At 62.1% G+C, this 26,061-nt stretch carries 25 protein-coding genes and 1 pseudogene; 17 read left to right on the top strand and 9 right to left on the bottom strand.

The window, feature by feature from the left end:
• Positions 1–12: 12 nt before the first annotated feature.
• The 8 genes from PJL15_RS17185 (at position 13) to dnaE (ending at position 8,565) form a co-directional block, all read left to right on the top strand.
• Positions 13–726, top strand: a complete 714-nt coding sequence (locus tag PJL15_RS17185; protein ID WP_281452396.1) for a polyphenol oxidase family protein — start codon at positions 13–15, stop codon at positions 724–726.
• Positions 719–1,468: a YggS family pyridoxal phosphate-dependent enzyme gene (locus tag PJL15_RS17180; RefSeq protein WP_281452353.1), complete on the top strand. Its 750-nt coding sequence runs from the start codon at positions 719–721 to the stop codon at positions 1,466–1,468. The genes PJL15_RS17185 and PJL15_RS17180 overlap by 8 nt, the downstream gene beginning before the upstream one ends.
• A gap of 85 nt (positions 1,469–1,553) precedes the next feature.
• The gene (locus PJL15_RS17175; protein WP_018779300.1) at positions 1,554–2,090 is read left to right on the top strand and encodes a cell division protein SepF; all 537 of its coding nucleotides are present in this window, start codon (positions 1,554–1,556) and stop codon (positions 2,088–2,090) included.
• 108 nt (positions 2,091–2,198) lie between these two features.
• Positions 2,199–2,486 carry a YggT family protein gene (locus PJL15_RS17170; RefSeq protein ID WP_281452352.1) on the top strand — a complete coding sequence of 96 codons (288 nt, stop codon included), beginning with the start codon at positions 2,199–2,201 and terminating at the stop codon, positions 2,484–2,486.
• 155 nt (positions 2,487–2,641) lie between these two features.
• On the top strand, positions 2,642–3,331 hold the full coding sequence (locus PJL15_RS17165) for a DivIVA domain-containing protein (RefSeq protein ID WP_281452351.1): 690 nt from the start codon (positions 2,642–2,644) through the stop codon (positions 3,329–3,331).
• A gap of 98 nt (positions 3,332–3,429) precedes the next feature.
• Positions 3,430–4,029: a signal peptidase II gene (gene lspA, locus PJL15_RS17160; RefSeq protein WP_281452350.1), complete on the top strand. Its 600-nt coding sequence runs from the start codon at positions 3,430–3,432 to the stop codon at positions 4,027–4,029.
• Positions 4,010–4,948, top strand: a complete 939-nt coding sequence (locus tag PJL15_RS17155; RefSeq protein ID WP_432443835.1) for an RluA family pseudouridine synthase — start codon at positions 4,010–4,012, stop codon at positions 4,946–4,948. Before lspA ends, PJL15_RS17155 begins: the two co-directional genes overlap by 20 nt.
• A 59-nt stretch (positions 4,949–5,007) precedes the next feature.
• On the top strand, positions 5,008–8,565 hold the full coding sequence (gene dnaE, locus PJL15_RS17150; RefSeq protein WP_281452348.1) for a DNA polymerase III subunit alpha: 3,558 nt from the start codon (positions 5,008–5,010) through the stop codon (positions 8,563–8,565).
• 27 nt (positions 8,566–8,592) lie between these two features.
• Here the strand turns inward: dnaE and PJL15_RS17145 are convergent, their stop codons facing one another.
• The gene (locus tag PJL15_RS17145) at positions 8,593–9,102 is read right to left on the bottom strand and encodes a flavin reductase family protein (RefSeq protein ID WP_432443834.1); all 510 of its coding nucleotides are present in this window, start codon (positions 9,100–9,102) and stop codon (positions 8,593–8,595) included.
• Positions 9,103–9,201: 99 nt separating this feature from the next.
• Here PJL15_RS17145 and PJL15_RS17140 point away from each other — a divergent pair, with 99 nt between their 5' ends.
• The 3 genes from PJL15_RS17140 to nrdR all read left to right on the top strand — a co-directional run bounded on the left by PJL15_RS17140 (position 9,202) and on the right by nrdR (position 11,775).
• Positions 9,202–9,735: a hypothetical protein gene (locus PJL15_RS17140; RefSeq protein WP_281452346.1), complete on the top strand. Its 534-nt coding sequence runs from the start codon at positions 9,202–9,204 to the stop codon at positions 9,733–9,735.
• Between the two features lie 4 nt (positions 9,736–9,739).
• Positions 9,740–11,098, top strand: a complete 1,359-nt coding sequence (hisD, locus tag PJL15_RS17135; RefSeq protein ID WP_281452345.1) for a histidinol dehydrogenase — start codon at positions 9,740–9,742, stop codon at positions 11,096–11,098.
• Between the two features lie 173 nt (positions 11,099–11,271).
• Positions 11,272–11,775 carry a transcriptional regulator NrdR gene (gene nrdR / locus PJL15_RS17130; protein ID WP_281452344.1) on the top strand — a complete coding sequence of 168 codons (504 nt, stop codon included), beginning with the start codon at positions 11,272–11,274 and terminating at the stop codon, positions 11,773–11,775.
• A 94-nt stretch (positions 11,776–11,869) separates the two neighbouring features.
• On the opposite strand, the gene PJL15_RS17125 is transcribed toward nrdR, so the two are convergent.
• The 3 genes from PJL15_RS17125 to map form a co-directional block, all read right to left on the bottom strand.
• Entirely contained in the window at positions 11,870–12,637 is a 768-nt protein-coding gene (locus PJL15_RS17125; RefSeq protein WP_281452343.1) for an SDR family oxidoreductase, read from the bottom strand.
• A gap of 7 nt (positions 12,638–12,644) precedes the next feature.
• Positions 12,645–13,448, bottom strand: coding sequence for a polyphosphate--glucose phosphotransferase (gene ppgK, locus PJL15_RS17120; protein ID WP_281452395.1), 804 nt, complete (start codon positions 13,446–13,448; stop codon positions 12,645–12,647).
• 72 nt (positions 13,449–13,520) lie between these two features.
• Complete coding sequence (map, locus tag PJL15_RS17115) at positions 13,521–14,399, bottom strand: type I methionyl aminopeptidase (protein WP_281452342.1); 879 nt, start codon at positions 14,397–14,399, stop codon at positions 13,521–13,523.
• 108 nt (positions 14,400–14,507) lie between these two features.
• Here map and PJL15_RS17110 point away from each other — a divergent pair, with 108 nt between their 5' ends.
• On the top strand, positions 14,508–14,672 hold the full coding sequence (locus PJL15_RS17110) for an SPOR domain-containing protein (RefSeq protein WP_011774435.1): 165 nt from the start codon (positions 14,508–14,510) through the stop codon (positions 14,670–14,672).
• 11 nt (positions 14,673–14,683) lie between these two features.
• Here PJL15_RS17110 and panB read toward each other — a convergent pair whose 3' ends face one another.
• Positions 14,684–15,589: a 3-methyl-2-oxobutanoate hydroxymethyltransferase gene (gene panB, locus PJL15_RS17105; protein WP_281452341.1), complete on the bottom strand. Its 906-nt coding sequence runs from the start codon at positions 15,587–15,589 to the stop codon at positions 14,684–14,686.
• Positions 15,590–15,779: 190 nt separating this feature from the next.
• Between panB and glnA (PJL15_RS17100) the strand changes: the two genes are divergently transcribed.
• Together glnA (PJL15_RS17100) and PJL15_RS17095 are read left to right on the top strand one after the other, a co-directional pair.
• Positions 15,780–17,120 (top strand): type I glutamate--ammonia ligase, encoded by a 1,341-nt coding sequence (gene glnA / locus PJL15_RS17100; RefSeq protein WP_018779314.1) that lies wholly within the window; start codon positions 15,780–15,782, stop codon positions 17,118–17,120.
• A 9-nt stretch (positions 17,121–17,129) separates the two neighbouring features.
• Entirely contained in the window at positions 17,130–20,141 is a 3,012-nt protein-coding gene (locus tag PJL15_RS17095; protein WP_281452340.1) for a bifunctional [glutamine synthetase] adenylyltransferase/[glutamine synthetase]-adenylyl-L-tyrosine phosphorylase, read from the top strand.
• Here PJL15_RS17095 and PJL15_RS17090 read toward each other — a convergent pair.
• A complete protein-coding gene (locus PJL15_RS17090; RefSeq protein WP_281452339.1) occupies positions 20,138–21,619 on the bottom strand; it encodes an arylsulfatase in 1,482 nt (493 codons plus the stop codon). The two genes, PJL15_RS17095 and PJL15_RS17090, sit on opposite strands and share 4 nt — an antisense overlap.
• A 62-nt stretch (positions 21,620–21,681) precedes the next feature.
• Between PJL15_RS17090 and PJL15_RS17085 the strand changes: the two genes are divergently transcribed.
• Together PJL15_RS17085 and PJL15_RS17080 are read left to right on the top strand one after the other, a co-directional pair.
• A complete protein-coding gene (locus PJL15_RS17085) occupies positions 21,682–22,251 on the top strand; it encodes a GNAT family N-acetyltransferase (RefSeq protein ID WP_281452338.1) in 570 nt (189 codons plus the stop codon).
• A gap of 75 nt (positions 22,252–22,326) precedes the next feature.
• Positions 22,327–22,677 carry a hypothetical protein gene (locus PJL15_RS17080; protein ID WP_281452337.1) on the top strand — a complete coding sequence of 117 codons (351 nt, stop codon included), beginning with the start codon at positions 22,327–22,329 and terminating at the stop codon, positions 22,675–22,677.
• Positions 22,678–22,746: 69 nt separating this feature from the next.
• Here the strand turns inward: PJL15_RS17080 and glnA (PJL15_RS17075) are convergent, their stop codons facing one another.
• The gene (glnA, locus tag PJL15_RS17075; RefSeq protein ID WP_018779319.1) at positions 22,747–24,171 is read right to left on the bottom strand and encodes a type I glutamate--ammonia ligase; all 1,425 of its coding nucleotides are present in this window, start codon (positions 24,169–24,171) and stop codon (positions 22,747–22,749) included.
• Positions 24,172–24,502: 331 nt separating this feature from the next.
• Between glnA (PJL15_RS17075) and PJL15_RS17070 the strand changes: the two genes are divergently transcribed.
• The gene (locus tag PJL15_RS17070) at positions 24,503–24,940 is read left to right on the top strand and encodes an RDD family protein (protein ID WP_281452336.1); all 438 of its coding nucleotides are present in this window, start codon (positions 24,503–24,505) and stop codon (positions 24,938–24,940) included.
• A gap of 64 nt (positions 24,941–25,004) precedes the next feature.
• Here the strand turns inward: PJL15_RS17070 and PJL15_RS17065 are convergent, their stop codons facing one another.
• Both PJL15_RS17065 and PJL15_RS17060 read right to left on the bottom strand, forming a co-directional pair.
• The gene (locus tag PJL15_RS17065; protein ID WP_281452335.1) at positions 25,005–25,766 is read right to left on the bottom strand and encodes a DUF4191 domain-containing protein; all 762 of its coding nucleotides are present in this window, start codon (positions 25,764–25,766) and stop codon (positions 25,005–25,007) included.
• Positions 25,767–25,885: 119 nt separating this feature from the next.
• Positions 25,886–26,061: pseudogene (locus PJL15_RS17060) on the bottom strand (lipoyl synthase); the annotation flags it as partial.

Genomic DNA, 26,061 nt, shown 5'->3' with positions numbered 1-26,061 from the left:
AATCAGTACTTGGTGTTTTTGTGGCGCGATGAAGTCCGGCCCGGCGTCTCTGTAGCCTTCACGGATACGGACGCCGGGAATCTGGCCCTCCACGTGGGGGACAATCCCGACGATGTGGAGCTCCGCCGTATCCGGCTGGAGCAAGCAGCGGGATTGGGCCAGAAGAGATTCCAGTTCATGGATCAAGTACACGGCAACCACGTGGAGTTCATCGCCTCGCACGGCACCGGACCTACCGCCGATGCCATGGTCTCTGCCGCCGTGCGGCCCAACGGATGGCCCCAGCCGTTGGCAGTTATGGTGGCTGATTGCGTACCCGTTGTCCTGGTAGGGACCGATTCCAGTGACCAGCCAGTCATTGCCGTGGCCCATGCCGGCCGGCCGGGTGTTGCATCTGGAATCGTTCCTTCCACGGTCGCAGAAATGCGTCACCGGGGAGCCGGGGACATCCGGGCCTGGGTTGGGCCGTCCATCTGCGGATCCTGCTATGAGGTCCCTGAGCAGTTGCGCTCCGAAGTTTCGGCAATGGTTCCCGCAACCTGGTCTTCCACATCGTGGGGCACGCCCTCCTTGGACTTGCCCGCTGGTGTCCGGGCCCAGTTGGACGAGTCCGGAGTTGCCGTGGAATACCTGGGGGAGTGCACCTTGGAAAGCGATTCGCTCTTTTCCTATCGGAAGGACTCCCGGACCGGCCGGTTCGCGGGATTGGTATGGACTCATGACTAGCCAGGGCAATGACGAGGCACAGTGGCACGATGACACGCGTGCCGAGGAGCTCAAGGAACGGCTTGCCGCTGTCCACCACCGCATAGAGGCAGCTACCAAGGAAGCTGGTCGCGCCGAAGCTCCCCGGCTCATTGTGGTAACCAAGTTCCACCCCGCGGACGACGTTCGGCGGTTGGCCGCTTTGGGAATCACTGATGTTGGAGAAAACCGCGACCAGGAAGCCGCGTCAAAGGCCGCCGAGCTGAGCGGACTGGACATCCGCTGGCACTTCATTGGTCAACTTCAAAGCAACAAGGCCAAATCCGTAGCCAAGTATGCGTCTTCCGTCCAGTCCATCGACAGGCCCCAGGTGGTTGATGCCCTGGCAAAGGCCATTGCGCGGGAGCAGGACGCCACCGGCCGCGACGATCTCGATTGCTACATCCAGGTCAGCCTGGATAACGACGCCGGTGCGCACCGTGGCGGTGCCGCCCCGTCAGCGGTTGGCGAACTCGCCGCCAGGATCGAGTCATCCGCCGGCCTGCGGTTGTCCGGCCTCATGGCGGTTGCGCCGCTCGGCGCCGACCCGGAAGCAGCTTTCGCGAAACTGGCCGGCATTTCGGCGGACCTGCGTGTCGACTACCCGGCTGCGACCGGCATTTCGGCGGGCATGAGCCAGGACCTCGAAGCGGCTGTGAAGTTCGGGGCGACACACCTGAGAATTGGCTCCGATATTCTCGGTTCCCGTCCGGCCGTGGGGTAGCGTCAAAGTATTGGAATGACGGGCCGGGGTTCCAATATGTCAAGTCATGGCGGCCCGCCTACTGCAGAAACGATAGGAGTGCACCATGGCTGGCGCTCTGCGCAAGACAATGATCTATCTTGGGCTCGCCGACGGCGATGAACACTACGAATCTGAGCAGTCCGTCGCCGCGCACCACGACGAAGAACGCCCCCAGACGCAGGATCGGGAAGAGCGCCGCGCGCCCGCTCCCGTCCGGGAAGTTGTCCGTGAAATGCCCCCCGTTGAGGTCGAAGAGGAATACCGCGCACCCGTGACACCAATTAAGCGTGCGGCGTCCAGCCGCGAAGATGCCTCTGGCCTGAGGCAGATCACCACCGTTCATCCCCGTTCCTACAATGACGCCAAGGTCATCGGTGAGAGCTTCAGGGATGGCATTCCGGTCATCATGAACGTCACCGACATGGGTGAAGCCGATGCGAAGCGCCTGGTGGACTTCTCCGCCGGTTTGGTCTTTGGCCTGCACGGCAGCATCGAACGGGTCACCAACAAGGTTTTCCTGTTGTCGCCGTCGTATGTTGAAGTCATCGGAGATGACAAGAAGGCCAGCGAAACGCAGGCCAGCTTCTTCAACCAGAGCTGACAACAAGCTGTTAAGCAGATGCCAGGCGGGTCACCCTGCCTGGCATCTGTGTTGCAATAGTAGGGACCGATCGGCATTCCGGAACAAGTGGGAGATCTGAGCTAACTCGTGGGCATTGTTTTCGGCCTTATCTATATTGTGTTGTTCCTGTTCTTCATCGCCCTGATCATCCGTCTCATCTTTGAGTGGGTCCAGATGTTTGCCCGCCAGTGGCGGCCCAGGGGTGTGGCATTGGTTACAGCACACGTGGTCTACTCCGTCACGGATCCGCCTCTGGGAAGGCTCCGTCGGCTGATACCGCCACTCCAATTGGGCGGAATATCCTTGGATCTGGGCTTCCTGATCCTGATAATTGCGGTGAGTATTGCCATGGCGGTGACCAACAGCCTGGCCTGACTGCCCGCGGAACCTGGACCACCGATGGTTCACAGGCCGCAAATTCGCCAATTCAACACGATGGTGTTGAATTGGAGGAACAAGATGTTATTTAGGTACCGTAGTTTTGAACGGCCGGAAGGCCTACTGACTAACTAGACCAACGAGGTGACCAGATGGCTTTGACGCCAGAAGACGTTGTCAACAAGCGCTTTCAGCCGACCAAGTTCCGCGAAGGCTACGACCAGGACGAGGTAGATGACTTCCTGGACGAGATCGTGGTGGAACTGCGCCGCTTGAACCAGGAAAACGACGAGCTCCGCAAGAAGCTCGGCGAAGCTGGTTCGGCTGTACCTGCTGCAACCGCTGCAGCTCCGGTCGTCGAGAAGGTTCCGGCTCCCGTCAAGGTCGACAAGGAAGCCGAGGCGAAGGCCGAGGCTGAAGCCAAGGCTGCCGAAGCTTCCAAGAAGAAGGAAGCCGAGCAGGCTGCCGCCGCTGCAAAGGCCCCGGCCGCAAGCAACAGCGTTACCCCCTCCGCTGAATCCGCTGCAGGCCTGCTCGCCATGGCGCAGCAGATGCACGACAAGCACGTATCCGATGGTGCACAGCAGAAGGAAAAGATCATTGCCGAGGCTCAGATCGAGGCTTCCAGCCTCGTCAACGACGCCCAGGAAAAGTCCCGCAAGATCCTTGGCGCCCTCGAGCAGCAGCGCTCTGTCCTGGAGCGCAAGGTTGAGCAGCTCCGTGGCTTCGAGCGTGACTACCGCTCACGCCTGAAGGCCTACATCGAAGGCCAGCTGCGCGATCTCGACGCCCGTGGTTCCGTTGCCGCCCCCGAGGTCGGCGAAGCAACCGCAGACGTTTAGCAAGTATTCTGAAAGCCGGTGGCTGAGGACTCCTCGGCCACCGGCTTTCGCTGTTAAAGCCCTGAAGCAGACCGCCACGCCTCCCGAATGAAAGCACTATGACCGACGACCTTACCGATGACGCCTCGCAGCCAGCGCCGACCGCACGGCGTAAGTGGCGTCCGGCCATGCTCTGGCTTTTTGCCGGCTTCGCCGCGTTCGCTTACACCTTTGACCAGCTCACCAAGCTCTGGGTGACAAGCACCATGACCGAGGGGGAGCGCATCCCCGTCCTGCCGCCTCTGCTGCACTGGTACTACATCAGGAACTCCGGCGCAGCGTTCTCCATTGGTGAGAACGTGACGTGGATTTTCACGATCGTCATGGCGGCGGTATCGGTGGCCATCCTCTTCCAGCTTCGTCGCCTGGGATCTGCTTGGTGGGCATTGTCCCTGGGCCTGTTGCTGGGAGGAGCGTTGGGCAACCTGACCGACCGGCTGTTCCGGGAGCCGTCGTTCGCCATGGGACACGTGGTCGACTTCATCCAGCTGCCCAATTTCGCGATCTTCAACATCGCCGACTCCGCCGTGGTATCCGGCGTCGTCATTATTTGCTTGCTGACCTTGCGGGGAATCGGCATGGACGGCAAGCGGCACGTGGCGGCCGCGAAACCTTCCCGGGATGCCAAACCGGCCGGGGATGGTCCTGCCGGTGAGTGACTCCGTGGTTGTACCCGGGCATCTGGCGGGTGTCCGCGCGGACGCTGGCCTGGCCCAGCTGTTGGACATATCCCGTTCCTCCGCGGCCCTGCTGATCGCCGAGGGCAATGTCACAAGCGCCGGAGCGCCCCTGGGAAAATCGGCAAAGCTCGTTGCCGGCGCTGTACTGGACGTCACGGTTCCCGACCGGCGTGACCCCCTGGAAGTGGTGGAGGAAGTTGTGGAAGGCCTGAAGATCCTGATGGACGACGAGGATTTCGTTGTCATCGACAAACCGGTAGGAGTCGCAGCGCACCCTTCTCCCGGCTGGGTTGGCCCCACGGTGGTTGGCGGCCTCGCCGGCGCGGGTTACAGGATCTCCACGTCCGGAGCGGCTGAGCGTGCCGGAATCGTCCACAGGCTCGACGTCGGCACGTCCGGGGTGATGGTAGTAGCCAAGACCGAGCATGCCTACACGGTGTTGAAGCAGGCCTTCAAGGACCGCACCGTCGATAAGGTGTATCACGCCGTCGTCCAAGGTCTGCCCGATCCCTTGGTGGGGACGATTGACGCGCCGATCGGCCGCCACCCGGGCCACGACTGGCGCTTCGCCGTCATCGAGGACGGACGGCCGTCTGTGACCCACTATGAGGTCTTGGAAGCCTTCGGCAAAGCAACCTTGGTGGAAGTGCACCTGGAAACCGGACGGACCCACCAGATCAGGGTTCACTTCTCCGCCTTGCGGCACCCCTGTGCCGGAGACCTCACCTACGGGGCCGACCCCCGCCTGGCGGCAACCCTCGGGTTGACCAGGCAGTGGCTGCATGCGCGCCAGCTTGGCTTCACGCATCCGCGGACCGGCGAGTGGGTGGAAGTTGCCAGTGATTATCCGGCGGATCTCCAGTACGCACTGGACCTGCTCGCAACAGGATCTGCCTAGCTCCACCGTGGTGTGGCCGGCTCCATCAGGCTGGGGTAACGGGACGGTAGACTGTCGTGGTGACTTCCAGCAATGATTCGTTCGTCCACCTTCACACCCACACCGAATACTCCATGCTGGATGGGGCGGCCCGGCTGGGGGAGCTGTTCGACGAGACTGAACGCCTGGGCATGCCCGCCCTTGCCACCACGGACCACGGCTATCTGTTCGGAGCCTTTGATTTCTGGCGCAAGGCGACGGACAAGGGCATCAAGCCGATCATCGGCGTCGAAGCCTATGTGACTCCCGGGACCGCCCGCGGTGATAAAGAGCGCGTTCGCTGGGGCGATGAAAGCCAACGCAAGGACGACGTTTCCGGCGGTGGTTCCTATACGCACATGACCCTGCTGAGCTACAACAACGCAGGCATGAGGAACTTGTTCCGCGCCTCCTCGATTGCCTCCCTGGATTCTGTTTTTGGCAAGTGGCCGCGCCTGGACCGCGAACTGCTCAACACCTACTCGGAAGGCCTCATTGCCACCACGGGTTGCCCGTCCGGTGAGGTGCAGACCAAACTGCGCCTGGGACTCTACCGCGAGGCTGTGGAAGCCGCTGCTGAATTCCGTGACATCTTCGGCGCGGAAAACTACTTCTGCGAGCTGATGGACCATGGCCTGGACATCGAACGGCGCGTGACCGGAGACCTTCTCCGCCTGGCGAAGGAACTCAATCTCCCGCTGGTAGCCACCAACGACCTCCACTACACCCACGAACACGATGCCAAGGCGCACGAGGCCCTGCTGGCCATCCAGTCCGGTTCGACTCTGCTGGAGCCGACCTACGACAACGGCGGGTCCCGCTTCGCCTTCTCGGGCAGCGGCTACTACTTGAAATCTCCGCGGGAAATGCGGGAGCTGTTCCGGGACCACCCGGAAGCCTGCGACAACACGCTCCTGATCGCCGAGCGCTGCGAAGTTTCCTTCAACACCGGCGCAAACTACATGCCCCGCTTCCCCTGCCCACCAGGAGAGGACGAGACCTCCTGGCTGGTCAAGGAAGTCGATACCGGCCTCAAGTACCGCTATCCCCAGGGCATCCCGGACAACGTCCGCAAGCAGGCCGACTATGAACTCGGCGTCATCACCTCCATGGGCTTCCCCGGGTACTTCCTTGTGGTGGCCGACTTCATCAACTGGGCCAAGAACAACGGCATCCGCGTGGGTCCCGGACGTGGTTCCGGTGCAGGCTCCATGGTGGCCTACGCCATGCGCATCACCGACCTCGATCCCCTCCAGCATGGCCTGATCTTCGAGCGCTTCCTCAACCCCGACCGCGTTTCCATGCCCGACTTCGATGTTGACTTCGATGATCGTCGCCGCTCGGAAGTGATCGACTACGTCACCAGGAAGTATGGCGACGAGCGCGTGGCGATGATCGTGACGTACGGAACCATCAAGACCAAGCAGGCGCTCAAGGACTCCTCCCGCGTGCTGGGCTACCCGTTCAGCATGGGTGAGACGCTGACCAAGGCACTGCCGCCGGCGGTCATGGCCAAGGACATTCCGCTGGCGGACATCCAGAACCCGGAGTCCAAGCGCTACAGCGAGGCAGGGGACTTCCGGCAGCTCATCGCCACCGACCCTGAGGCCGCCAAGGTCTTCGAGACTGCGCTGGGCATCGAGGGCCTTAAGCGCCAATGGGGCGTGCACGCGGCCGGTGTGATCATGTCCTCGGACCCCATCATCGACGTCATTCCGATCATGCGCCGTTTCCAGGACGGCCAGGTCATCACCCAGTTCGACTATCCCACCTCTGAAGGCCTCGGCCTGATCAAGATGGACTTCCTGGGCCTCCGGAACCTGACGATCATTTCGGATGCCCTTGAAAACATCAAAATGAACCGGGGCGTGGACCTGGACCTGGAAAACCTTGAACTCGACGACGCTGCGTCGTACGAGCTTCTGGCCCGGGGTGACACCTTGGGCGTCTTCCAGCTCGACGGCGGTCCCATGCGGTCGCTGCTGAAGCTCATGAAGCCCGACAACTTCGAAGACATTTCCGCAGTCCTCGCGCTGTACCGTCCCGGTCCCATGGGTGCCAACGCGCACACGGACTACGCTTTGCGCAAGAACGGCATCCAGGAAGTCATTCCCATCCATCCGGAGCTGGAAGAACCGCTCAAGGAAATCCTGGGCGGCACGTTCGGCCTGATCGTGTACCAAGAGCAGGTCATGGCCGTGGCCCAGAAACTGGCGGGCTACTCGCTCGGCCAGGCAGACATCCTCCGCCGCGCCATGGGTAAGAAGAAGAAGTCCGAACTGGATAAGCAGTTCGCCGGGTTCTCCCAAGGCATGCAGGACAACGGCTACTCCATGGCGGCGGTCAAGACGCTCTGGGACATCCTGCTTCCGTTCTCCGACTACGCCTTCAACAAGGCGCACTCGGCCGCGTACGGGGTTATTTCCTACTGGACGGCCTATCTGAAGGCGCACTACGCGCCGGAGTACATGGCCGCCCTGTTGACCTCCGTGGGCGATGACAAGGACAAGTCCGCGATCTACCTCAACGAATGCCGCCGCATGGGCATCACCGTGCTCCCGCCGGATGTCAACGAATCATCCCTGAACTTCACCCCGGTGGGAACGGACATCCGTTTCGGCATGGGCGCCATCCGAAACGTCGGCGTCAACGTGGTGGATGCCATGGTTTCCACGCGGGCAACCGAAGGCAACTACACGTCCTTCAAGGACTTCCTCCTCAAGGTCCCTGCGGTGGTCTGCAACAAGCGCACCATTGAATCACTGATCAAGGCAGGTGCCTTCGACTCCCTGGGCCACCATCGCCGGGCCCTGGCGATGATCCACGAAGAGGCCATTGACTCAGTCATCACCCTCAAACGCAATGAGGCGATCGGCCAGTTCGATCTCTTCGCCGGGTTTGAAGACCAGGAGCCGGAGGCCTCGCTCACTACGGAGATTCCGGACCTGCCCGAGTGGGAGAAGAAGGACAAGCTCTCCTTCGAGCGGGACATGTTGGGCCTGTACGTTTCGGACCACCCGTTGCAGGGGCTCGAGGGCGTCCTGAGCCAGCATGCGGAACAGTCCATTGCGTCCATCATCGCCGAGGACGGACCACACGACGGCGCCATCGTCACCATCGCGGGCATGATCACTTCCTTGAGCCGCAGGATCGCCAAGGCCAGTGGCAACGCGTATGCCAGGGCGGAAATCGAGGACCTCGGTGCATCGATGGAGGTCATGTTCTTTGGCCAGGTTTACGGTCCCATTGCTTCTGTGCTGGCCGAAGACCTCATCGTAGTAGTTAAGGGCCGGCTGCAGCGCCGGGATGATGGCGCCGTGACCTTGAACTGCATGGAGCTCTCGGTTCCGGACCTGAGCGAAAGCGTCAATGGTCCAGTGGTGATTACCATTCCCACGTTCAAGGCCACTGAGTCAGTAGTAACGGACTTGCGGGACGTCCTTCGCACCCACCGCGGAAATTCGGAGGTCCGGCTGAAGCTGATGGGCGACACCAAGGTGGAGGTCATGGGATTGCCCGTGCACCTGCGGGTAAATCCCAGCCCCTCGCTCTTCGGGGACCTGAAGGTCCTGCTGGGTCCGGCCTGCCTGGACAACTAGCAGGGACGGAACAGTAGCGGGCAGGAGTCAGATCTCGTAGTCCAGCGGCGCCGGCTGGCTGTAGGCGCCGCTGTGGTACAGCAGCGGGACGCCGTCCCCGACTACTTGGCCGTCCACTACCTCCACTACGACCACTGCGTTGTTTTCGAACGACAGGCGCATCTGGATCTTGCCCACCAGCCAGCCGCTCACGTCCTTGAGGATGGGTACCTCGTGCGGACCGGGTTCCCAGTGATCGCCTTCAAACCGGTCGCGGGTCCGTGCGAACCGGTTGGCCAGCGCCTGGTTTTCGAGCCCCAACATGTGCACACCGATGTATTCGGCGTTTGCCACCGCCGGCCATGAACTGGAGCTCCTGGCCATGTTGAAGGTGAAACGGGGTGGCTCGGCTGAAAGTGACGCTACTGATGTAGCAGTAAAACCGAAGGGTTTGCCGTTGAGATTGGCCGTAATGATGGCGACTCCGGCCGCATGCCTGCGGAACATTTCCCGGAATGTCTGTTCGAAGCCGGATGATTCGCTTGCCACGGTGGTCATCTCCTGGGGTGGGTGTGTCCTCTCATCCCAGAGTATTCCTACCGCGCTGCGGTTCTCCTTTTTGCGGAGCATGCGTGAACGTTTGTTAATGTGAGTTGCATGACCGAGCCCATTGTGAACCTCCCAGCTGTTTCCGAACCGGCTCCGGCCCCCAGATCCCGGCCTTCGAAGGACATTCTTTGGCTTGTTCTGCCTGCGTCTGCCGGAGTCGTCGTCGGTTTGCTGTGGTGGCTGTTGGCTCCGGGAGGACTCAACCTCATCTCCGGCAATCCCGATTTGTCGAATCCTGACAACCCCGAGTCGTGGCTTCCGCGCGACCTGGTCCTGGCGGCCCTGATGTTGTTGTCAGGGTGCGTGACGGGACTTTTTCTTGATGGGAAGCTGCAGGGGAGCCGCGCCCGCCCCCGTTTGGTGTACGCGCTTCTTGGAGGCGTTGCGGGTGCGCTCATCGCGTGGCTGGCCGGACTGCTGGCTGCCCAGCTGTGGGGTCCTCCGCCCAACCCGAACCTCGGACCAGGGTACGGATTCACGCTTCGGTCCTACGCGGTACTTCTCCTGTGGACCGGTGCAACTGCCTTTGTCACCTTCGTCCTGTCTTTATTCGGGGTTCTCTCCACCAAGCCCGTAAAATAGCTGGGTGACCACTTCCTCCGATACTTCCGCCCCAGCCGCCTTGAACTTCCGGAGCGTTGACTTCCGGGGCCGTAGCCTCTCCTTGGCTGAGCTCCGCGCGGCCGTGCCCAGGGCGCGCCATCAGACCATGGCGGACGCGGAACAGAAGGTCCAGGACATCATTACCGCTGTCCGCAGCCGCGGCTTCAGCGCGTTGGCTGAGTTGGCAAGTAAGTTCGACGGCGTTGAACAGTCGCACCCCAGGGTTTCCCAGGAGGCGCTGACCCAGGCCCTGGCCGGACTTGATCCGGACGTCCGCGCCGCCCTTGAAGAGTCGATCAGCCGGGCACGTCAGTTCGCCGACCGGCAACGCCCTACCAATGTGGATGTTTCCCTGGGAGACGGTGCCGTTGTCAGCCAGAACTGGATTCCAGTGGGGCGGGTGGGGCTTTACGTTCCCGGGGGACTTGCTCCGCTGGCTTCGTCTGTCATTATGAACGTCGTTCCCGCAGTGGCCGCCGGCGTCGAATCGATCGCCTTGGCGTCACCGCCGCAGAAGGACTTCGGCGGACTTCCGCACCCGACGATTCTCGCAGCGGCCAGGCTGCTGGGTATTGACGAGGTCTACGCCATTGGCGGCGCCCAGGCCATTGTGTCGTTCGCGTACGGGATCCCGGGATCCGGCGACGAATTGCCCATCGAGCCCGTGGATGTAGTAACGGGGCCGGGCAACATCTTCGTTGCCACTGCCAAGCGGCTGGTCAAAGGCGTGGTGGGCATCGACTCGGAGGCCGGAACCACGGAGATCGCGATCCTCGCCGACTCCACCGCCCAGGCGCCATTGGTGGCTGCCGATCTCATCAGCCAGGCAGAGCACGATCCAAAAGCAGCTTCAGTCCTGGTGACCGACTCCGTCGAGTTGGCTGACGCCGTCGTACTTGAGCTTGAACGGCAAGCCGCCGCCACCAAGCACAGCGCCCGCGTTCTTGAGGCCTTGTCCGGCCCGCAATCCGGCGTGGTGCTCGTGGATGACCTTGAGCAAGGGATCGCGGTCTGTAACGCGTATGCCGCGGAGCACTTGGAAATCATGACGGCGGACGCTGCTGCGGTAGCTGCGCGGATCCACAACGCCGGGGCAGTCTTCGTGGGCGACTACAGCCCTGTCAGCCTGGGCGACTACTGCGCTGGTTCCAACCACGTCCTGCCCACCAGCGGTACGGCGGCGTTCTCGTCGGGATTGAACGTAACTACCTTCCTGCGCGCCGTCCAGGTCATCAACTACAACCGTGAGGCACTGGAGCAGGTAAGCAGCCACATCGTGAGCCTGTCCGGCGCAGAGGACCTCCCCGGCCATGGGGATGCCGTCCGAATCCGCTTTCAATAGCACGGCAACCACTACATATAAGGGTCCCCACCACTACATGTAGTAATTACAAGCTTGTCATTACGGTGTTTACCTACGTAAACTGGTGCCGGAAGTGAATCTTCCGGCACCTTTTGCGTATCCGGCGTCCTGCCGGTTCGGCACCGTGCCGGAGTTGTCAGGGGAGGCCCAGCGTGTATTGTCCGTTCTGCCGGAATCCCGATTCCCGCGTGGTCGACAGCCGCATGGCAGACGACGGTTCTTCCATCCGCCGCCGCCGGCAGTGCCCGGAATGCGGCCGCCGCTTCACCACGGTGGAGACCACGAGCTTGTCCGTCATCAAACGCTCCGGCGTGGGCGAGCCGTTCAGCCGGATCAAGGTCATCAGCGGCGTGCGCAAGGCCTGCCAGGGACGGCCCGTCACCGAGGACGACCTCGCCATGCTGGCGCAGGAAGTGGAAGAGAACATCCGATCCTCCGGTGCTGCCGAAATCGATGCCCACGAGGTAGGGCTCGCTATCCTGGGCCCGCTCCGCAAACTCGATGAGGTGGCCTACCTCCGGTTCGCCAGCGTCTACCAGGCATTTGAGTCACTGGAGGACTTCGAGTCCGCCATTGCGCTGCTCCGGCATGAGCATGAAGGTCACGCGAAAGCCGGAAGCAAGCACCCCAAAGGCTCCGAGGCGAGCCAACTCTAACTCCGGTGGCGGCAGCGGAGGGGAAGCCGCAGCCGCCACCGGCACCATGGCCTGGCCGGATCAAAACATGGCCGTATCAAAAGCTTGGGCCGGATCAGCGGCCGCCGGATACCGGCAACACCGCACCGGTAATGTAACCGGCGTCCTCGGACATCAGCCACATCACAGCCGCAGCAACTTCTTCAGGCTCGGCTCCGCGGCCCATGGGGATAGTGGGATTGAGCCTCTCCACCCTGTCCGGCATCCCTGCCGCAGCGTGCAGGCCGGTATTGGTGCTGCCCGGCGCTACTGCATTGACCCTGATGCCTTGCTTTGCTACTTCGGCGGCCAGCCCCACGGTCAAGGTGTCCACCGCACCTTTCGTGGCGGCATAGTGGACCCAGGTACCGGGCGAGCCGGCTTTGGTCGCCGTGGAGGAAATGTTGACGATGGAACCACCGGGGCCACCGGAGTCCAACGAGAGCCTCCTCACAGCTTCCTGGCACATGAAGATCATGCCTGCCACGTTCACGTCGCAAACACGCTGAACTGTCACGGTGGGTACGTCCACCAGTGGACCGATGAGGTTGCCTGTGATGGCCGCGTTGTTGATCACGGCCGTTACGGTTCCCCATTGTTCCGCTTCGTCAAACAAGCGCACGACGTCGGCGGGCCGGCTGACGTCCGCCTGGACGGCATGTGCCCTGCCGCCCTGGGCGCGGATACCACTGACTACGGCATCTGCACCCGCGGCGTCCGAGGAGTAGTTGACCACGACCCCATATCCAGCCTGGGCCGACGCGCGGGCCACGGCAGCGCCGATTCCCCGGCTGGCTCCTGTGATGATCGCTATGCCTGCCCCGGCGTCTGAGCCCACTGCCACGTCCGGTTTACTTGGCGAGCTTGTGGTGCAGGGCTACTTCGAGGGCAGCGCCAACGATCCCGGCGTCGTTCTTCAACTTGGCGGTCACGATCTTGGTGCGGAGGTCGAGGTGGGGGAAGTACTCGTCCGAACGCTTCGAGATGCCACCGCCCACAATGAACAGCTCGGGGGAGAACAGGAACTCAACGTGCTGGAGGTAGCGGTTGAGCAGCACGCCGTATTCGTCCCAGCTGAGGCCGTCGCGTTCGCGGGCGACGGCCGAGGCCTTTGTCTCGGCGTCGTGTCCGTCCACCTCGAGGTGGCCGAGCTCGGCGTTGGGGACCAGCTGCCCGTTGAAAATGAACGCTGATCCGATCCCGGTTCCGAGCGTGATTACCAGGACGGTGCCGTCCACCCCTTCGCCCGCGCCGTAGCGTGCTTCGGCGAGGCCGGCGGCGTCGGCGTCGTTGATGACCTCGACGGGACGGCCCAGGCGCTGGGTGAACTTCTTGTCGATGTCTGCCTCAAGCCAGGACTTGTCAACATTGGCGGCGGAGTGGACCACGCCATGCTGGATGATGCCGGGAAAAGTCACACCCACCGGGGAATCCGCTGCGGGGGCGTCGGGGCGCTTGGAGAGTTCCTCGACAATTTCGGCAACAACATCGGCGACGGCTTCCGGCGTCGCAGGCTGCGGCGTGGGGACCCGGAAGCGGTCACCAATCAGCTTGCCCTTCTTCAGGTCGACGATGCCGCCCTTGATGCCGGTACCTCCGATGTCGATACCGATCAACGGTGCGTTCTTGTGGGTTTTCTCATCCTTCTTGGACAATGCATTTCCGATCATGGCAGGAGGGGATGGGCAAGGCACAGCCGGCGAGGCTGCGTGGACCTTCCGGGGAGCTTAGGGGAGGGTCAGGATTTCCGCGCCGGTCTCGGTGACCAGCAGCGTGTGTTCGAATTGGGCCGTTCGTTTGTGGTCCCGGGTGACCACTGTCCAGTCGTCGGCCCACATGTCCCATTCGATGGTGCCGAGGGTCAGCATGGGTTCGATGGTGAAGACCATGCCTGCCTCGATCACGGTGTTGTACGCCGGGGCTGCGTCGTAATGCGGAATGATGAGGCCCGTATGGAAGGCCTCGCCCACGCCGTGGCCAGTGAAGTCCCGCACTACGCCATAGCCGAAGCGCTTGGCGTAAGACTGGATGGCACGGCCGATTACGTTGATTTCGCGGCCCGGGGCCACGGCCTTGATGGCCCGGTTGAGCGACTCCTGCGTACGCTCAACCAGCAGACGGGACTCTTCGTCCACGTCGCCAACCAGGAAAGTGTAGTTGGTATCCCCATGGACACCGCCAATGAAGGCGGTGATATCGATGTTCAGGATGTCCCCGTCCTGGACCACGGTGGAATCGGGGATGCCGTGGCAAATCACCTCGTTGAGGGAGGAACAAAGGGACTTGGGGAAGCCCCGGTATCCCAAAGTGGACGGGTAGGCCTTGTGGTCCAGGAGGAACTCGTGGCCCACCTTGTCCAGGTGGTCGGTGGTGACCCCTGGCTGGATGTGCTTGCCGACTTCGACGATCGCCTGTGCGGCGATTTTGCTGGCCTTGCGGATCTTCTCCACGGTTTCAGGCGACTTAACCTCGGAGCCGGTGAACTTCGCGGGAGCCTTCTTGCCGACGTACTCCGGCCGGGGAATCGATGCGGGGACGGGGCGTTCAGGGCTGATGGTTCCCGGGGTGAGGGCGCCAATGGGTGCAGTCGAAGCAAGAGAAGGCATAGATTGATCATATAAGGCACGCAAGAGACGTAAGTAACAATATGCGGCAAGGTCCCCGTGACTGCGCCAACGTTACGCGTTGAACGGCCCCAGACCTGAGGAGGAGACGTGACGGAGTACTGGTACAACGTCAAGACGCACGAGATCGAAGAGGACGCCATGTCCGATTGGACCCAGCTGATTGGCCCTTACAAGACCAGGGAAGAAGCCGAGCACGCCTTGGAAAAGGTCAAAGCCCGCAATGACGCCTGGGATGCCCAGGACGACGATTAGCCAACGTCCGCCTAGAAGGAGTGTTCCGGTCCGGGGAACTGTCCGGACCGGACGTCCTCGCCATAGGCGGCAGCGGCGTCCGTCAGGGTGGTACGCAGGTCCGCGTACTGCTTGACGAACTTGGCCATCTTGCCGCCCCGGAGTCCGGCCATGTCCTGCCACACGAGGACCTGGCCGGTGGTGTGGTTTCCCGCGCCGATGCCCACCGTTGGAACCCTCAAGGCAGCATCAACCACTGCAGCTGTTTCAGCCGGGACCATTTCCATGAGGACGCTGAACGCTCCCGCATCCTGCAGCGCCAGGGCATCGTCCACGAGTCGCTGTGCGTCGTCGCCGCGACCTTGCACCCGGTAACCACCGAGGGCATGCTCGCTCTGCGGCGTGAAGCCGATGTGCGCCATGACCGGAATGCCTGCCTGGACCATGGCCTTGACGGTCTCCGCGTAGTAGGCCGTGCCCTCGATTTTGACCGCGTGGGCCAGGCCTTCCTTCAGGAACCGGACTCCGGTTGCTACGGCTTGCCCCGGGGAAATTTCGTAGCTTCCGAAGGGAAGGTCGGCGACAACCAGGGCACGCTTGGCTGCCCGGCTCACTGCCCGCGTCAGGGGAAGGAGCTCATCAACGGTGACGGGAAGGCTGGTCTCGTTGCCGAATACATTGTTGGAGGCGGAATCGCCCACCAGCAGGACCTCGATGCCGGCCTGGTCGAAAATCTCCGCCGTGTACTGCTCATAGGCAGTCAACATGGCGAAGTGTTCGCCGTTGTCCTTGGCCTGCTGAAGGTGGTGGATCCGTATCCGGCTGGCCGGCTTCCTGCCGGCCGCCGGTGGTGTCTGCGCACCGGTTCCTGGGCCGCTTCCGTAAGGGGCGGGAACTTCGGCGGGCGTGGTGGACTCAGGGAGGTTGCTCGGGGCCATGGATAGAGCCTAAGCCGTGCCGACGGCGGCTGCCACCAGTGTGCCGGGCGTCACCTTATGTAAACGGTGTGTTACGCGCAGCTACTGCTGCGGCATTAGCACGGAACTCTTAGTAGAGTGAAGGCTGAGCTGCCGTGGCTTCTATCCCTTGAAACCAGCGGCATGGACACTGAACCGGAAAAGAGGCCCTATGGACCGCCAGCAAGAGTTCGTTCTGCGGACAATCGAAGAGCGTGACGTGCGCTTCGTACGCTTGTGGTTCACCGACGTCGTGGGTTCCCTTAAATCGGTGGCGCTTGCGCCCGCCGAAGTCGAGGGCGCCTTTGAAGAGGGCCTTGGCTTTGACGGCTCCGCGATTGAAGGCCTGGCACGCGTGTTCGAATCCGACATGCTCGCCCAGCCTGATCCCTCGACCTTCCAGATCCTTCCGTGGCGTGGGGAGACCGAACAAACCTCAAGAATGTTCTGTGACATCCTGACGCCGGACGGTGAACCCTCCGCCGCCGACCCCCGCAACGTCCTGAAGAGGACTTTGGCCAAGGCCGCAGACATGGGGTTCACGTGCTACACCCACCCTGAGATCGAGTTCTACCTGCTCAAGTCCAAGGACCTGGGCCCGGATGGTTCGCCGGTTCCCGTGGATGAGGGTGGCTATTTCGACCACGTTCCCGGTGGTGTTGCACAGGACTTCCGTCGTACGGCAGTGACCATGCTCGAATCCGTGGGCATCTCCGTGGAGTTCAGCCACCATGAAGGCGGCCCGGGCCAGAACGAGATTGATCTCCGTTACGCCGACGCTCTCCAGACAGCGGACAACATCATGACGTTCCGCACCGTCATCAAGGAAGTTGCACTGCAGCAGGGTACTTACGCCACGTTCATGCCCAAGCCGTTCACCGACCACCCCGGTTCCGGAATGCACACGCACTTTTCGCTGTTCGAGGGCGATACCAACGCCTTCTTCGAAGCAGGAGCCGAATTCCAGCTCTCCAAGACCGCACGCCAGTTCATCGCCGGTATCCTCAAGCACGCACCCGAGTTCACCGCTGTCACCAACCAGTTCGTGAATTCCTACAAGCGGCTCTGGGGTGGCGGCGAGGCACCGAGCTACCTGAGCTGGGGACACAACAACCGCTCGGCGCTGGTTCGCGTCCCGCTGTACAAGCCCGGAAAGGGCCAGTCGGCACGTATCGAGTACCGCGGCATCGACTCCGCCACCAACCCGTATCTTGCATACGCAGTGTTGTTGGGTGCAGGCCTGAAGGGCATTGAGGAAGGCTACGAACTTCCCGCTGCCGCCGAGGACGACGTCTGGTCGCTGACCACCGCCGAGCGCAAGGCCATGGGCCACGCACCGTTGCCCGCCAGCCTTCACGATGCCATCCGTGCCATGGAGGAATCCGAGCTCGTGGCGGAAATTCTTGGCGAGCAGGTCTTTGAGCACTTCCTCCGCAACAAGCGGGCCGAGTGGCAGGACTACAGGCTCCAGGTCACTCCGTATGAGTTGCAGCGCAATCTCGGCATTCTCTAGGCAGGGCCAGTGAGCCTTGCACGACGGCTCATTTCAGCCGGATTCAGTGACCTCGAAAAAGGGGAGCGCTTCCTCGCTGCCCCGGAACTTGAGGGCATCGACGAGGACGCGCTGTTTGCCGGGCTTTCAATGGCGGCCAGTCCCGATACTGCCCTGCAATCACTGGTCCGGCTTATCGAGAAGAACCCCGGCCTGAAGAAGCTGGCCGCAGCGGATCCTGATACCTGCGAGCCCATGTACCGTTTGCTCGGTGCCTCCGAGGCGCTCGGGGAGTTCCTGATGCGCCGGCCCGAGCATTTGGACGTCTTCGATACCCGCGTGAGCCCGGAGCCCATGCAGGCTTCGGGCGACGATCTTCGGGCCATGCTGCTTCGCTCGGTAAACGCTGAGCCGGGAGCCCATCGGCCCGTGGCCGGCATCACGGGACAGCCGGCCTACGCCGCCCTGCGGACCGCCTACCGCAGGGGACTCACAGAACTGGCCATCAAGGACTTGTGCGCAGCTTCGCCGCAGGACTTCATGCCCGCGGCCGGTGCTGAGCTGGCCGACCTCGCTGGCGCCGCGATCGAGGCCGCCCTCGCCGTCTCCCGGGCCGAAGCGGCAGATCACTACGATGCAGACGAAATCGCCGACGTCGGACTTGCTGTCATCGGCATGGGCAAGTGCGGTGCCCGCGAACTGAACTACATTTCGGACGTTGACGTCATTTATGTCATCGAGTCCGAAGAATTGGAGGATGCGCGGGCATCCACCATCGGTACTGCCCTGGCGTCCGGTATTTCCCGGGCGATCTCCTCTTTTGCCCCGGAACCGGGGCTGTGGGAGGTCGATGCCAATCTCCGGCCGGAAGGTAAGTCCGGGCCGCTTGTACGCACGCTTCCTTCACATCTGAGCTATTACGCACGATGGGCCGAAAGTTGGGAATTCCAGGCGCTGCTGAAGGCGCGGACCATCGCCGGCGACCGGGAACTCGGCCAGCGTTACGAGAAAGCGGTGGAACCGCTCGTATGGTCTTCCGCGGGCCGTGAGGGCTTTGTGGAGTCCGTGCAGGCAATGCGCCGGAGGGTGACTGACTACATTCCCGCGTCCGAAGAGCAGCGCCAGATCAAATTGGGACGTGGCGGACTACGGGATGTAGAGTTCACCGTCCAATTGCTGCAGTTGGTTCACGGCAAGTCCGATGAATCCCTCCGCTGCAGGGACACGACGTCGGCGATCGCAGCACTGTCGGCCGGTGGCTACATCGGGCGTTCCGACGCCGCTGCCTTCGACAATGCCTACCGCTACCTCCGCCTGTTGGAGCATCGGATCCAGTTGTTCCAGCTGCGGCGGACCCACCTCATGCCGGTGACCGAGGATGCCCAGCGATTCCTGGCCAAAGCCGTTCTTGGTCCCTTTTCGTTGGAGCGTCCGCACCCCGACCAGCTGATGGGTGCGTGGCAAAAGACCAAGAAATCCGTGCGTGAACTCCATGAGCGGATCTTCTACCGTCCGCTGCTCAACACGGCCGCCAAGCTGAGCAGCGAAGACGCAAAGCTCAGTCCCGAAGCAGCCCAGGGTCGCCTCGCCGCCCTTGGTTACTTGGATCCGCAAGGCGCCCTGCGGCATATTGAGGCCCTGACCGCGGGTGTCAGTCGCCGGGCGGCGCTGCAGCGGCAGCTCCTGCCGATCCTCCTGGGTTGGCTCGCCGAGGGCGTGGACCCGGATGCGGGGCTGCTCGCCTTCCGTCGGGTCAGCGAAGCGCTTGGTACCACGCACTGGTATTTGGGCCTGCTCCGTGATTCGCAGGCAGCCGCCGAACGCTTGTGCCAGGTTCTTGCCAATTCCCGTTTGATTTCGGACCTGTTGGAAGTATCCCCGGAGTCCGTGGCGTGGTTGGGGAGCGACAAAGAACTGGCCCCGGTACGTTTCGAAGCCCAATGGCAGGAAATCCAGTCCAAGCTCTCCCGGCACCCGGATCCCGAGAGCGCCATGCGGCTCATCCGGTTGATCCGGCGGCGGGAGATCCTGAGGACCGCCATCGCTGACAGCGCAGGCCTCCTTGACCAGGACGCCGTCGGCCTGGCGTTGGCGGAGACAGACCGGGCTGCGGTCCTGGGAGCATTGCATGTGGCCGAGGCTGTGATTGCTGGTTCAGGGCCGCTGAAAACCGATGTCCTGGTGGTTGCCATGGGGAGGCAGGGCGGCCGCGAGATCGGTTACGGCTCTGACGCGGATGTCATGTATGTCCATCGGGCCCGCCCTGGCTTCACTGACGCCGAGGCGCAGGAACAGGCGACGGCGATCGTCGCCAAGATCTCCAGCTTCCTCACCCAGCCGCTCAAGCCGGCCATCATGGCCGAGCGCGTGCTCATGGTCGATGCCGACCTCCGGCCGGAAGGCAAGAACGGCGCGATGGTGCGGTCCTTGGATTCCTATGCCGAGTACTATCGCCGATGGTCCTTGATCTGGGAGGCCCAGGCGCTGCTGCGTGCGCGCCCGATGGCTGGTTCGGATGAGTTGGCGGCCGATTTCCTGAAGCTGATCGATCCCATCCGGTATCCGCAGGAACTGCAGGAGCAGGATGTCCGGGAAATCAGGCGTATCAAGGCCCGGGTGGAGTCTGAGCGGCTGCCACGGGGCGCTGATCCTGCCAGGCACGTAAAGTTGGGCCGCGGTGGCCTGAGCGACGTCGAATGGCTGGTGCAGCTGATCCAGCTCCAGCATGCCGGGAAGCATCCGGCGTTGCGGACCAGTTCAACCCTTGAGGCCCTTGCCGCTGCCGAGGAACTGGACTTCATCGGCGAAGACGACGCCGCACTGCTGCGGGAGGCGTGGCGCCTGGCCAGCCGCATCCGCTCGGCAAACGTGATCGTGACCGGGCGTGCCTCCGATCTCCTGCCGTCATCCCGGAAGGACCTTGAAGCCGTGGCACGCTGGTGTGGCTACCCGCCCGGAAACGCGGGCCACTTCGAGGAGGACTACCTCCGGCTGAGCCGCAGGGCCAGGGCGGTTTTCGAGAAGATGTTCTACGCCAACTAAGGCGTGGCTGTGGCCGCCTTTTCCCGCGCATGCCGAAGCATGGCGACCACCGGAGCTCCCGGCGTCAGCGCCCCATCAATGACGTAGCCCTCCTCACGGTCCCTGAGTGTCTCCACCATTCGTTGGCGCCATGTCAGCAGTTCACCGAGGCAATCGGGCGCTTCGGCGAGGTTGTACCGTTCCTGGGGATCGGCGTCGAGATTGAACAGTTCCTCAGTCCCTTCACCGGAACCCCAAATGTATTTGTGGTGGCCATCGGTCAACCAGTGCAGGTTCTGGCCCCAATACACGTGTTCCCCGTGAAGGACATCCCTGACGGCTTCGGTGTTCTCGCCCCGGACGAGGCGTGCCAGTGATTCTCCGTCCACGGAATCCGGGATGGGCAACCCGGCCAGGTCCAACAGGGTGGGCATGATGTCCCTAAGTTCCACCACGTGGTCCACCACCGTTCCGCGTGCGGCCTGCTGAGCAGACGGGGAATTGGAGATGATGAACGGTACCCGGGCAGATCCTTCGTAGGGGACCGCCTTGCGGAACATATGGTGATCGCCCATCATTTCGCCGTGGTCGCTGGTGAAGGCGATCACGGTGTTGTCGTGCAACCCGAAGTCGGCCAGTGACTCCTTGATCCGGTTTACCTGCAGGTCGATCTGGGCCATCAGCCCGTAGTAGCCCGCCCTGGCTCGGTGGACAACGTGGTCAGGGATTTTGCCGTAGCTGGCCTGGTAGTTCCCGTCCTGCCGATGCTCGTTCCAGTGCTGTTCCCAGTTGCCTTCCACCGCTTCATACGGTGGTACGTTGAGGTACTGTTCGAAGGCCCACGACGGCGGATCGTACGGTGGGTGCGGGCGGTGAAAGGAAAGATAGAGGAAGAAAGGCTTAGCAGGATCGCGCCGGTGCATCCATTCGATGGCCTGCGTGCCGATCCAATGCGTAGGATGCAGATTCTCGGCCTTGTCCCAGGGGCGGGCGACAATCGAATTGCAGTTGACGCCGTGATCGAAATACTCGGCGTCCGGACCCATTCCGGGTTGTCGTCGGAGCCAGGGCACGTAGTCGTCAAACTTGGCGAAGTTCTGTTGGTGTTCCTGCCTGGCATGGTGGAGGTATCCGTCGTGCAGGACAACGTCATCAAAGTCGAGCCTGGAGCGCTCCGGCCACACGTGCATCTTCCCGATGGCCTGGGTGTGATAGCCGCCTTTCCTGAATTCTCCTTGCAGCGTCACCGGATGGACGGCATGAAAAGGTACGCCGTCGTTGTAGCCGACGCGGCCATGCCTTTCCTGCGATTGGCCGGTAAACAAAGCTGCGCGGGCAGGTACGCATGACGGTGTAGCAGAATAGCCCTTGGAGAAACGGACACCGTTCCGGGCAAGATCGTCGAGGTGCGGTGTCTGGACATAAGGGTGGCCGTCCGAGGACAAGCAGTCGCCCCTCCACTCATCGACGCAAATGAGGATGACGTTGGGCTTGCTCATCGGAAGTAGTCCCTTGGTCGTCGGAAACGGTTGGGACAACCCTAATAGGAGAACTGCCACAAATGCTTGAACATGACTTTGACGGCGTGTTTTCAATCGAAAGTAATCACAGCGGGCAAGGTGATGTCTGGCTGATTCCCCTCAAGATGCTCGACGACGACGCTCGCGCCATCCAGCTCGGGGCAGTTGCGGAGTTGACCGTAGGAGAAAACCAGCGTGCTTTCGTGGGGGATCCGCTGCGGATGATGCTCATTTCCCTGGAAGAGGAGTCGCGCCTCCCGTACGTCATTGAGTCAGGAGGAGCAGCCGTTGGTGTACTGACCCTCCAGTCCGGAGCGGCCATGCTCGCGGGCTGGCCCGACGACGGCTCGGTGTGGTTGTTGAGGGGATTCCTGATCGACACAAGAAGCCAAGGGCGTGGCCTCGGCACGCTGGCGGCGCGGGCCGCGGTGGAGGAAGCGCGAAAAGTGACGGCCAGGCTGGGAGGCGGGCAGGCCGGCGTCGTTCTGTCTGTCAACGAGCGCAATCCGGCAGGGCTGGCGGCCTACAGAAAGGCCGGCCTTGTAGACTCCGGGCGGTATCTGGGCGGAAACTCGGGGCCGCAGAGGACAATGTACAAGGCCTTCCGCTGACACATGCATTGCACTCGACACTAAGTATCCTTATAGACTCTAGGTGTTACTGATCTCGAATCGGAGGGAAAGTCCATGGAATACAACGGAAGCCCGACTGAAAAGGCAGTTCATGCCGGAGAACTCGACCGGCGCCACGTGGGTCAATCGGTCAGCTTTCAGCCCAATGACTTCACGGTAGTCTTCGGCACCATTGCCGGCATTGCGCGGACCGAGGCCCTCGTCTATCTATCCCTCGACGGCGTTGGCGGTGGTACGCACCTGAAAGATGAATACGACCTGCCGATCGACCACACCGTCTATCTGCAGCTGGATCCCCTGGGCAGCGCAGAAAAGGGTCTTTCCGAAGCTGCGAGCTTCGTCAAAGAGAAACTGGACGAGATCACCAAGAACATCAGGGACCGCGAGCAGGGAAAGTCTGAATAGTACCTGCGCATAAAGAAGGCCAGCACCATCCGTGAGGATGGGGCTGGCCTTCTTTATGGATGCTGGGGCTTAGACGCCGTAGTAGAGCTCGAACTCGTAGGGGTTCGGGCGCAGGGACAGCGGGCGGATCTCGTTCTCGTACTTGTAGTCGATCCACGTGTCGATGAGGTCCTGGGTGAACACGCCACCGGCTTGCAGGAACTCGTTGTCCTCGCGCAGGGCCTCCAGTGCTTCTTCCAGGGAACCCGGAGCCTTGGGGATGTCCTTGGCTTCTTCGGCCGGGAGCTCGTAGAGGTCCTTGTCGATGGGAGCCGGGGGCTCGATGCGGTTGCGGATACCGTCGATGCCAGCCATCAGCTGGGCAGCGAATGCCAGATACGGGTTGGACGAGGGGTCCGGAGCGCGGAACTCGATGCGCTTGGCCTTCGGGTTGGTACCCGTGATCGGGATACGGATACCGGCGGAGCGGTTGCCCTGCGAGTAAACCATGTTCACGGGAGCTTCGAAGCCCTTGACCAGGCGGCGGTACGAGTTGACAGTCGGGTTGGTGAAGGCGAGGACTGCCGAGGAGTGCTTCAGCAGGCCGCCGATGTACCAACGAGCGGTGTCGGAGAGGCCGGCGTAGCCCTTCTCGTCGTAGAACAGGGGATCGCCGTTGCTCCACAGCGACTGGTGGCAGTGCATGCCCGAGCCGTTGTCACCGAAGACAGGCTTCGGCATGAAGGTAACGGACTTGCCCCAGGCGTCAGCGGTGTTCTTGATGACGTATTTGAACTTCTGCAGGTCATCAGCAGCTGCGGTCAGCGTGGTGAACTTGTAGTTGATCTCAGCCTGGCCGGCGGAGCCAACCTCGTGGTGGGAGCGCTCGACCTCGAGGCCTGCCTTGTCCAGCTCAACGCACATGGCGTCGCGGAGGTCAGCCTGCTTGTCGGTGGGGGACACCGGGAAGTAACCGCCCTTGACGGGGGTCTTGTAACCGAGGTTGCCGCCTTCTTCCTTGCGGCCGGTGTTCCAGTGGGCTTCTTCGGAATCGATCTTGTAGAAGCTGCCCTGCGGGGAGGACTCGTACTGGATGTTGTCGAAGACGAAGAACTCGGCTTCAGGAGCGAAGAATGCGGTGTCGGCGATGCCGGTGGAGGCCAGGTAGGCTTCAGCCTTCTCAGCCACGCCACGGGGGTCGCGGTGGTACGGGTCGCCCGTACGCGGGTTCACGATGGAGAAGTTCAGTGCGAGGGTCTTCTCGATGCGGAACGTGTCGATGAAAGCCGAAGTCACATCCGGGATGAGCTGCATGTCCGACTCGGCAATGCCCTGGAAGCCGCGGATGGAAGATCCATCGAAGAGCTGGCCGTGGACGAAGAAGTCCAGGTCAACGCTCTTGGCCGGCACGTTGAAGTGCTGCTGGACACCAGGAAGGTCGGTGAAGCGGATATCGACGAATTTGACGTCTTCGTCTTTGATGAACTTGAGGACTTCGTCCGCAGTCTTGAACATCTATGCTCCTTATGCATATCAAGTAACAGGCCCGGAAGGCCGCGTGGTGCAGCCCAGACCGAGGCGCAGGAAACACAAAAAGGTCCCCTTGCCTGGTGGCTGGCAACTCATACCACCATAGGGAGATGGGATTTCCCGGGGGTGTCAGTATTGTTTCCGGCAGGTTACAGAATCATCTGTCGTGTAAATCATCTGTCATATAAACGGTAGTCTGCTGTCCGGTGTCAGGTCCACGTGGGTCCGCTGGTCGAACACCCTATCGCCGCCGGACCCCCACTTCAGCGTCACCACCCGTCATGCCGGCGCCCGGTCCAGCGACTACGCTGGGAGGGTGGTAGATCGAAAAGACATAGGCTCCTGGTTGAGCGGCCCGGACACTTCCGGCATCTCCAAATATCCCGGTGAACGGCTTGGCCTTCCCGAGTCCGGTCCGGGGTCGATGGCGCGTGCAGGGCGCCGCATTCTCGCCATCGTGATCGACTGGACCATCGCGCTGGTCATTAGCAATTTTGCCTTCGGTGGAAACCAGTGGGCTACGCTGGCTATTTTCGCGGTGGAGCAGATCCTGCTGATCGGCACTCTCGGTTACAGTGTTGGACACAGAATCGCCGGCATTCACGTGGTTCGGTTGGGGGGAGCGCCCGCGGGTCCGCTGGCCGCCGTAGTGCGCACGCTGCTTCTATGCCTTGTAATCCCGGCCGTTGTTTTCGATCCCGACCAGCGTGGCCTTCACGATAAAGCCATGAACACCATCCTCATCCGTATGTAAAGTAACAAAAAACCGCCCCCGCCTCTGTTTTCGAGAGGTGGGGGCGGTTTTTTCGGTTCAGAAATCAGCGGCCACGTGCGGCTTTGCGATCGGGACGGGCCTTGTAGGGGTCGATGCCCTTGGGGATCGGCAGGCGGTTGCCAAGGGAGTTGATGCGCTTGGAAACAGCGTTGACCTCAACCTTGGTCAGTTCGTTCTTCAGCTTGCCCATGGTCTTTGCGAGCTTGTTGAGGGGCACCTGGCCCTCGCCACGACCGGACTCCAGGACATGGATGGTGACGTTGGGCAGGATGCGCGCCAGACGCTTGCGCTCGGCATCCACCAGCGGCTTCACGCGGTGCGTGGGGCCTTCACTGACCAGTACGACGCCGGGACGTCCGATCGCCATGAAGACGGCGTCCTGGGTGCGCGGGTTGACGGCGACGGGCTGATCCTGTGTGACCCAGCCGCGCCTGAGGGTACCCAAGGCGGCACCGGAGGCGCCGGGCTGGTTCTCGATTTGCGCGAAGGCGGCTTTCTCAGCCCGGCGCGAAAGGATGAACACGGCAGCCAGAAGGCCCAGGGGGATACCGATAATAAGGCCTGTGACCCAGTTTTCCAGCAGGAAGCCGATGAGGAACGCCACGGCAACCACGGCAAGGAAAGCCAGCAGCATGATCCAGACAACCTGCGGATCATTCCGCCGGGTCATCTTGAAGACTTCAGCGATCTGCTTCAGTTGGCTCGGCTTCTTGGCCTTGGCTTCCATGGGCTTGCGCTGGAACAGCCCACGCTTGGGTGCGTCGGCCGAGGGGGTCGAATTGCTGGAATCAGGGGATTTCGCCATAGTGCCTTAATTCTACGTGATGTACGCCGAAGGACCGGACGCCATGACGTATGGCATCCGGTCCTTCGGAACTGCTTGCTGGTACTGCTGCCGCCGCGCCTGTTCAGCTGTGGGCTGGTTCAGCTGTGGGCGGCGAGGATGGTGGAGGCTTCCTGGCGGGTGGTGCCGGAGGACTCGATGTGGGCCAGGGCTTCGGGGATGTCCCAGCCCTTTTTGCGCATGGCGGTGGCCCAGAGGCGGCCGGCGCGGTAGGAGGAGCGGACCAGCGGCCCGGACATGACGCCGAGGAAGCCGA

The organism is Paenarthrobacter nitroguajacolicus, from assembly GCF_029952445.1.
GTDB classification, from domain to species: Bacteria; Actinomycetota; Actinomycetes; order Actinomycetales; family Micrococcaceae; genus Arthrobacter; species Arthrobacter nitroguajacolicus_B.
This window is presented reverse-complemented; position numbering and strand designations above follow the sequence as displayed.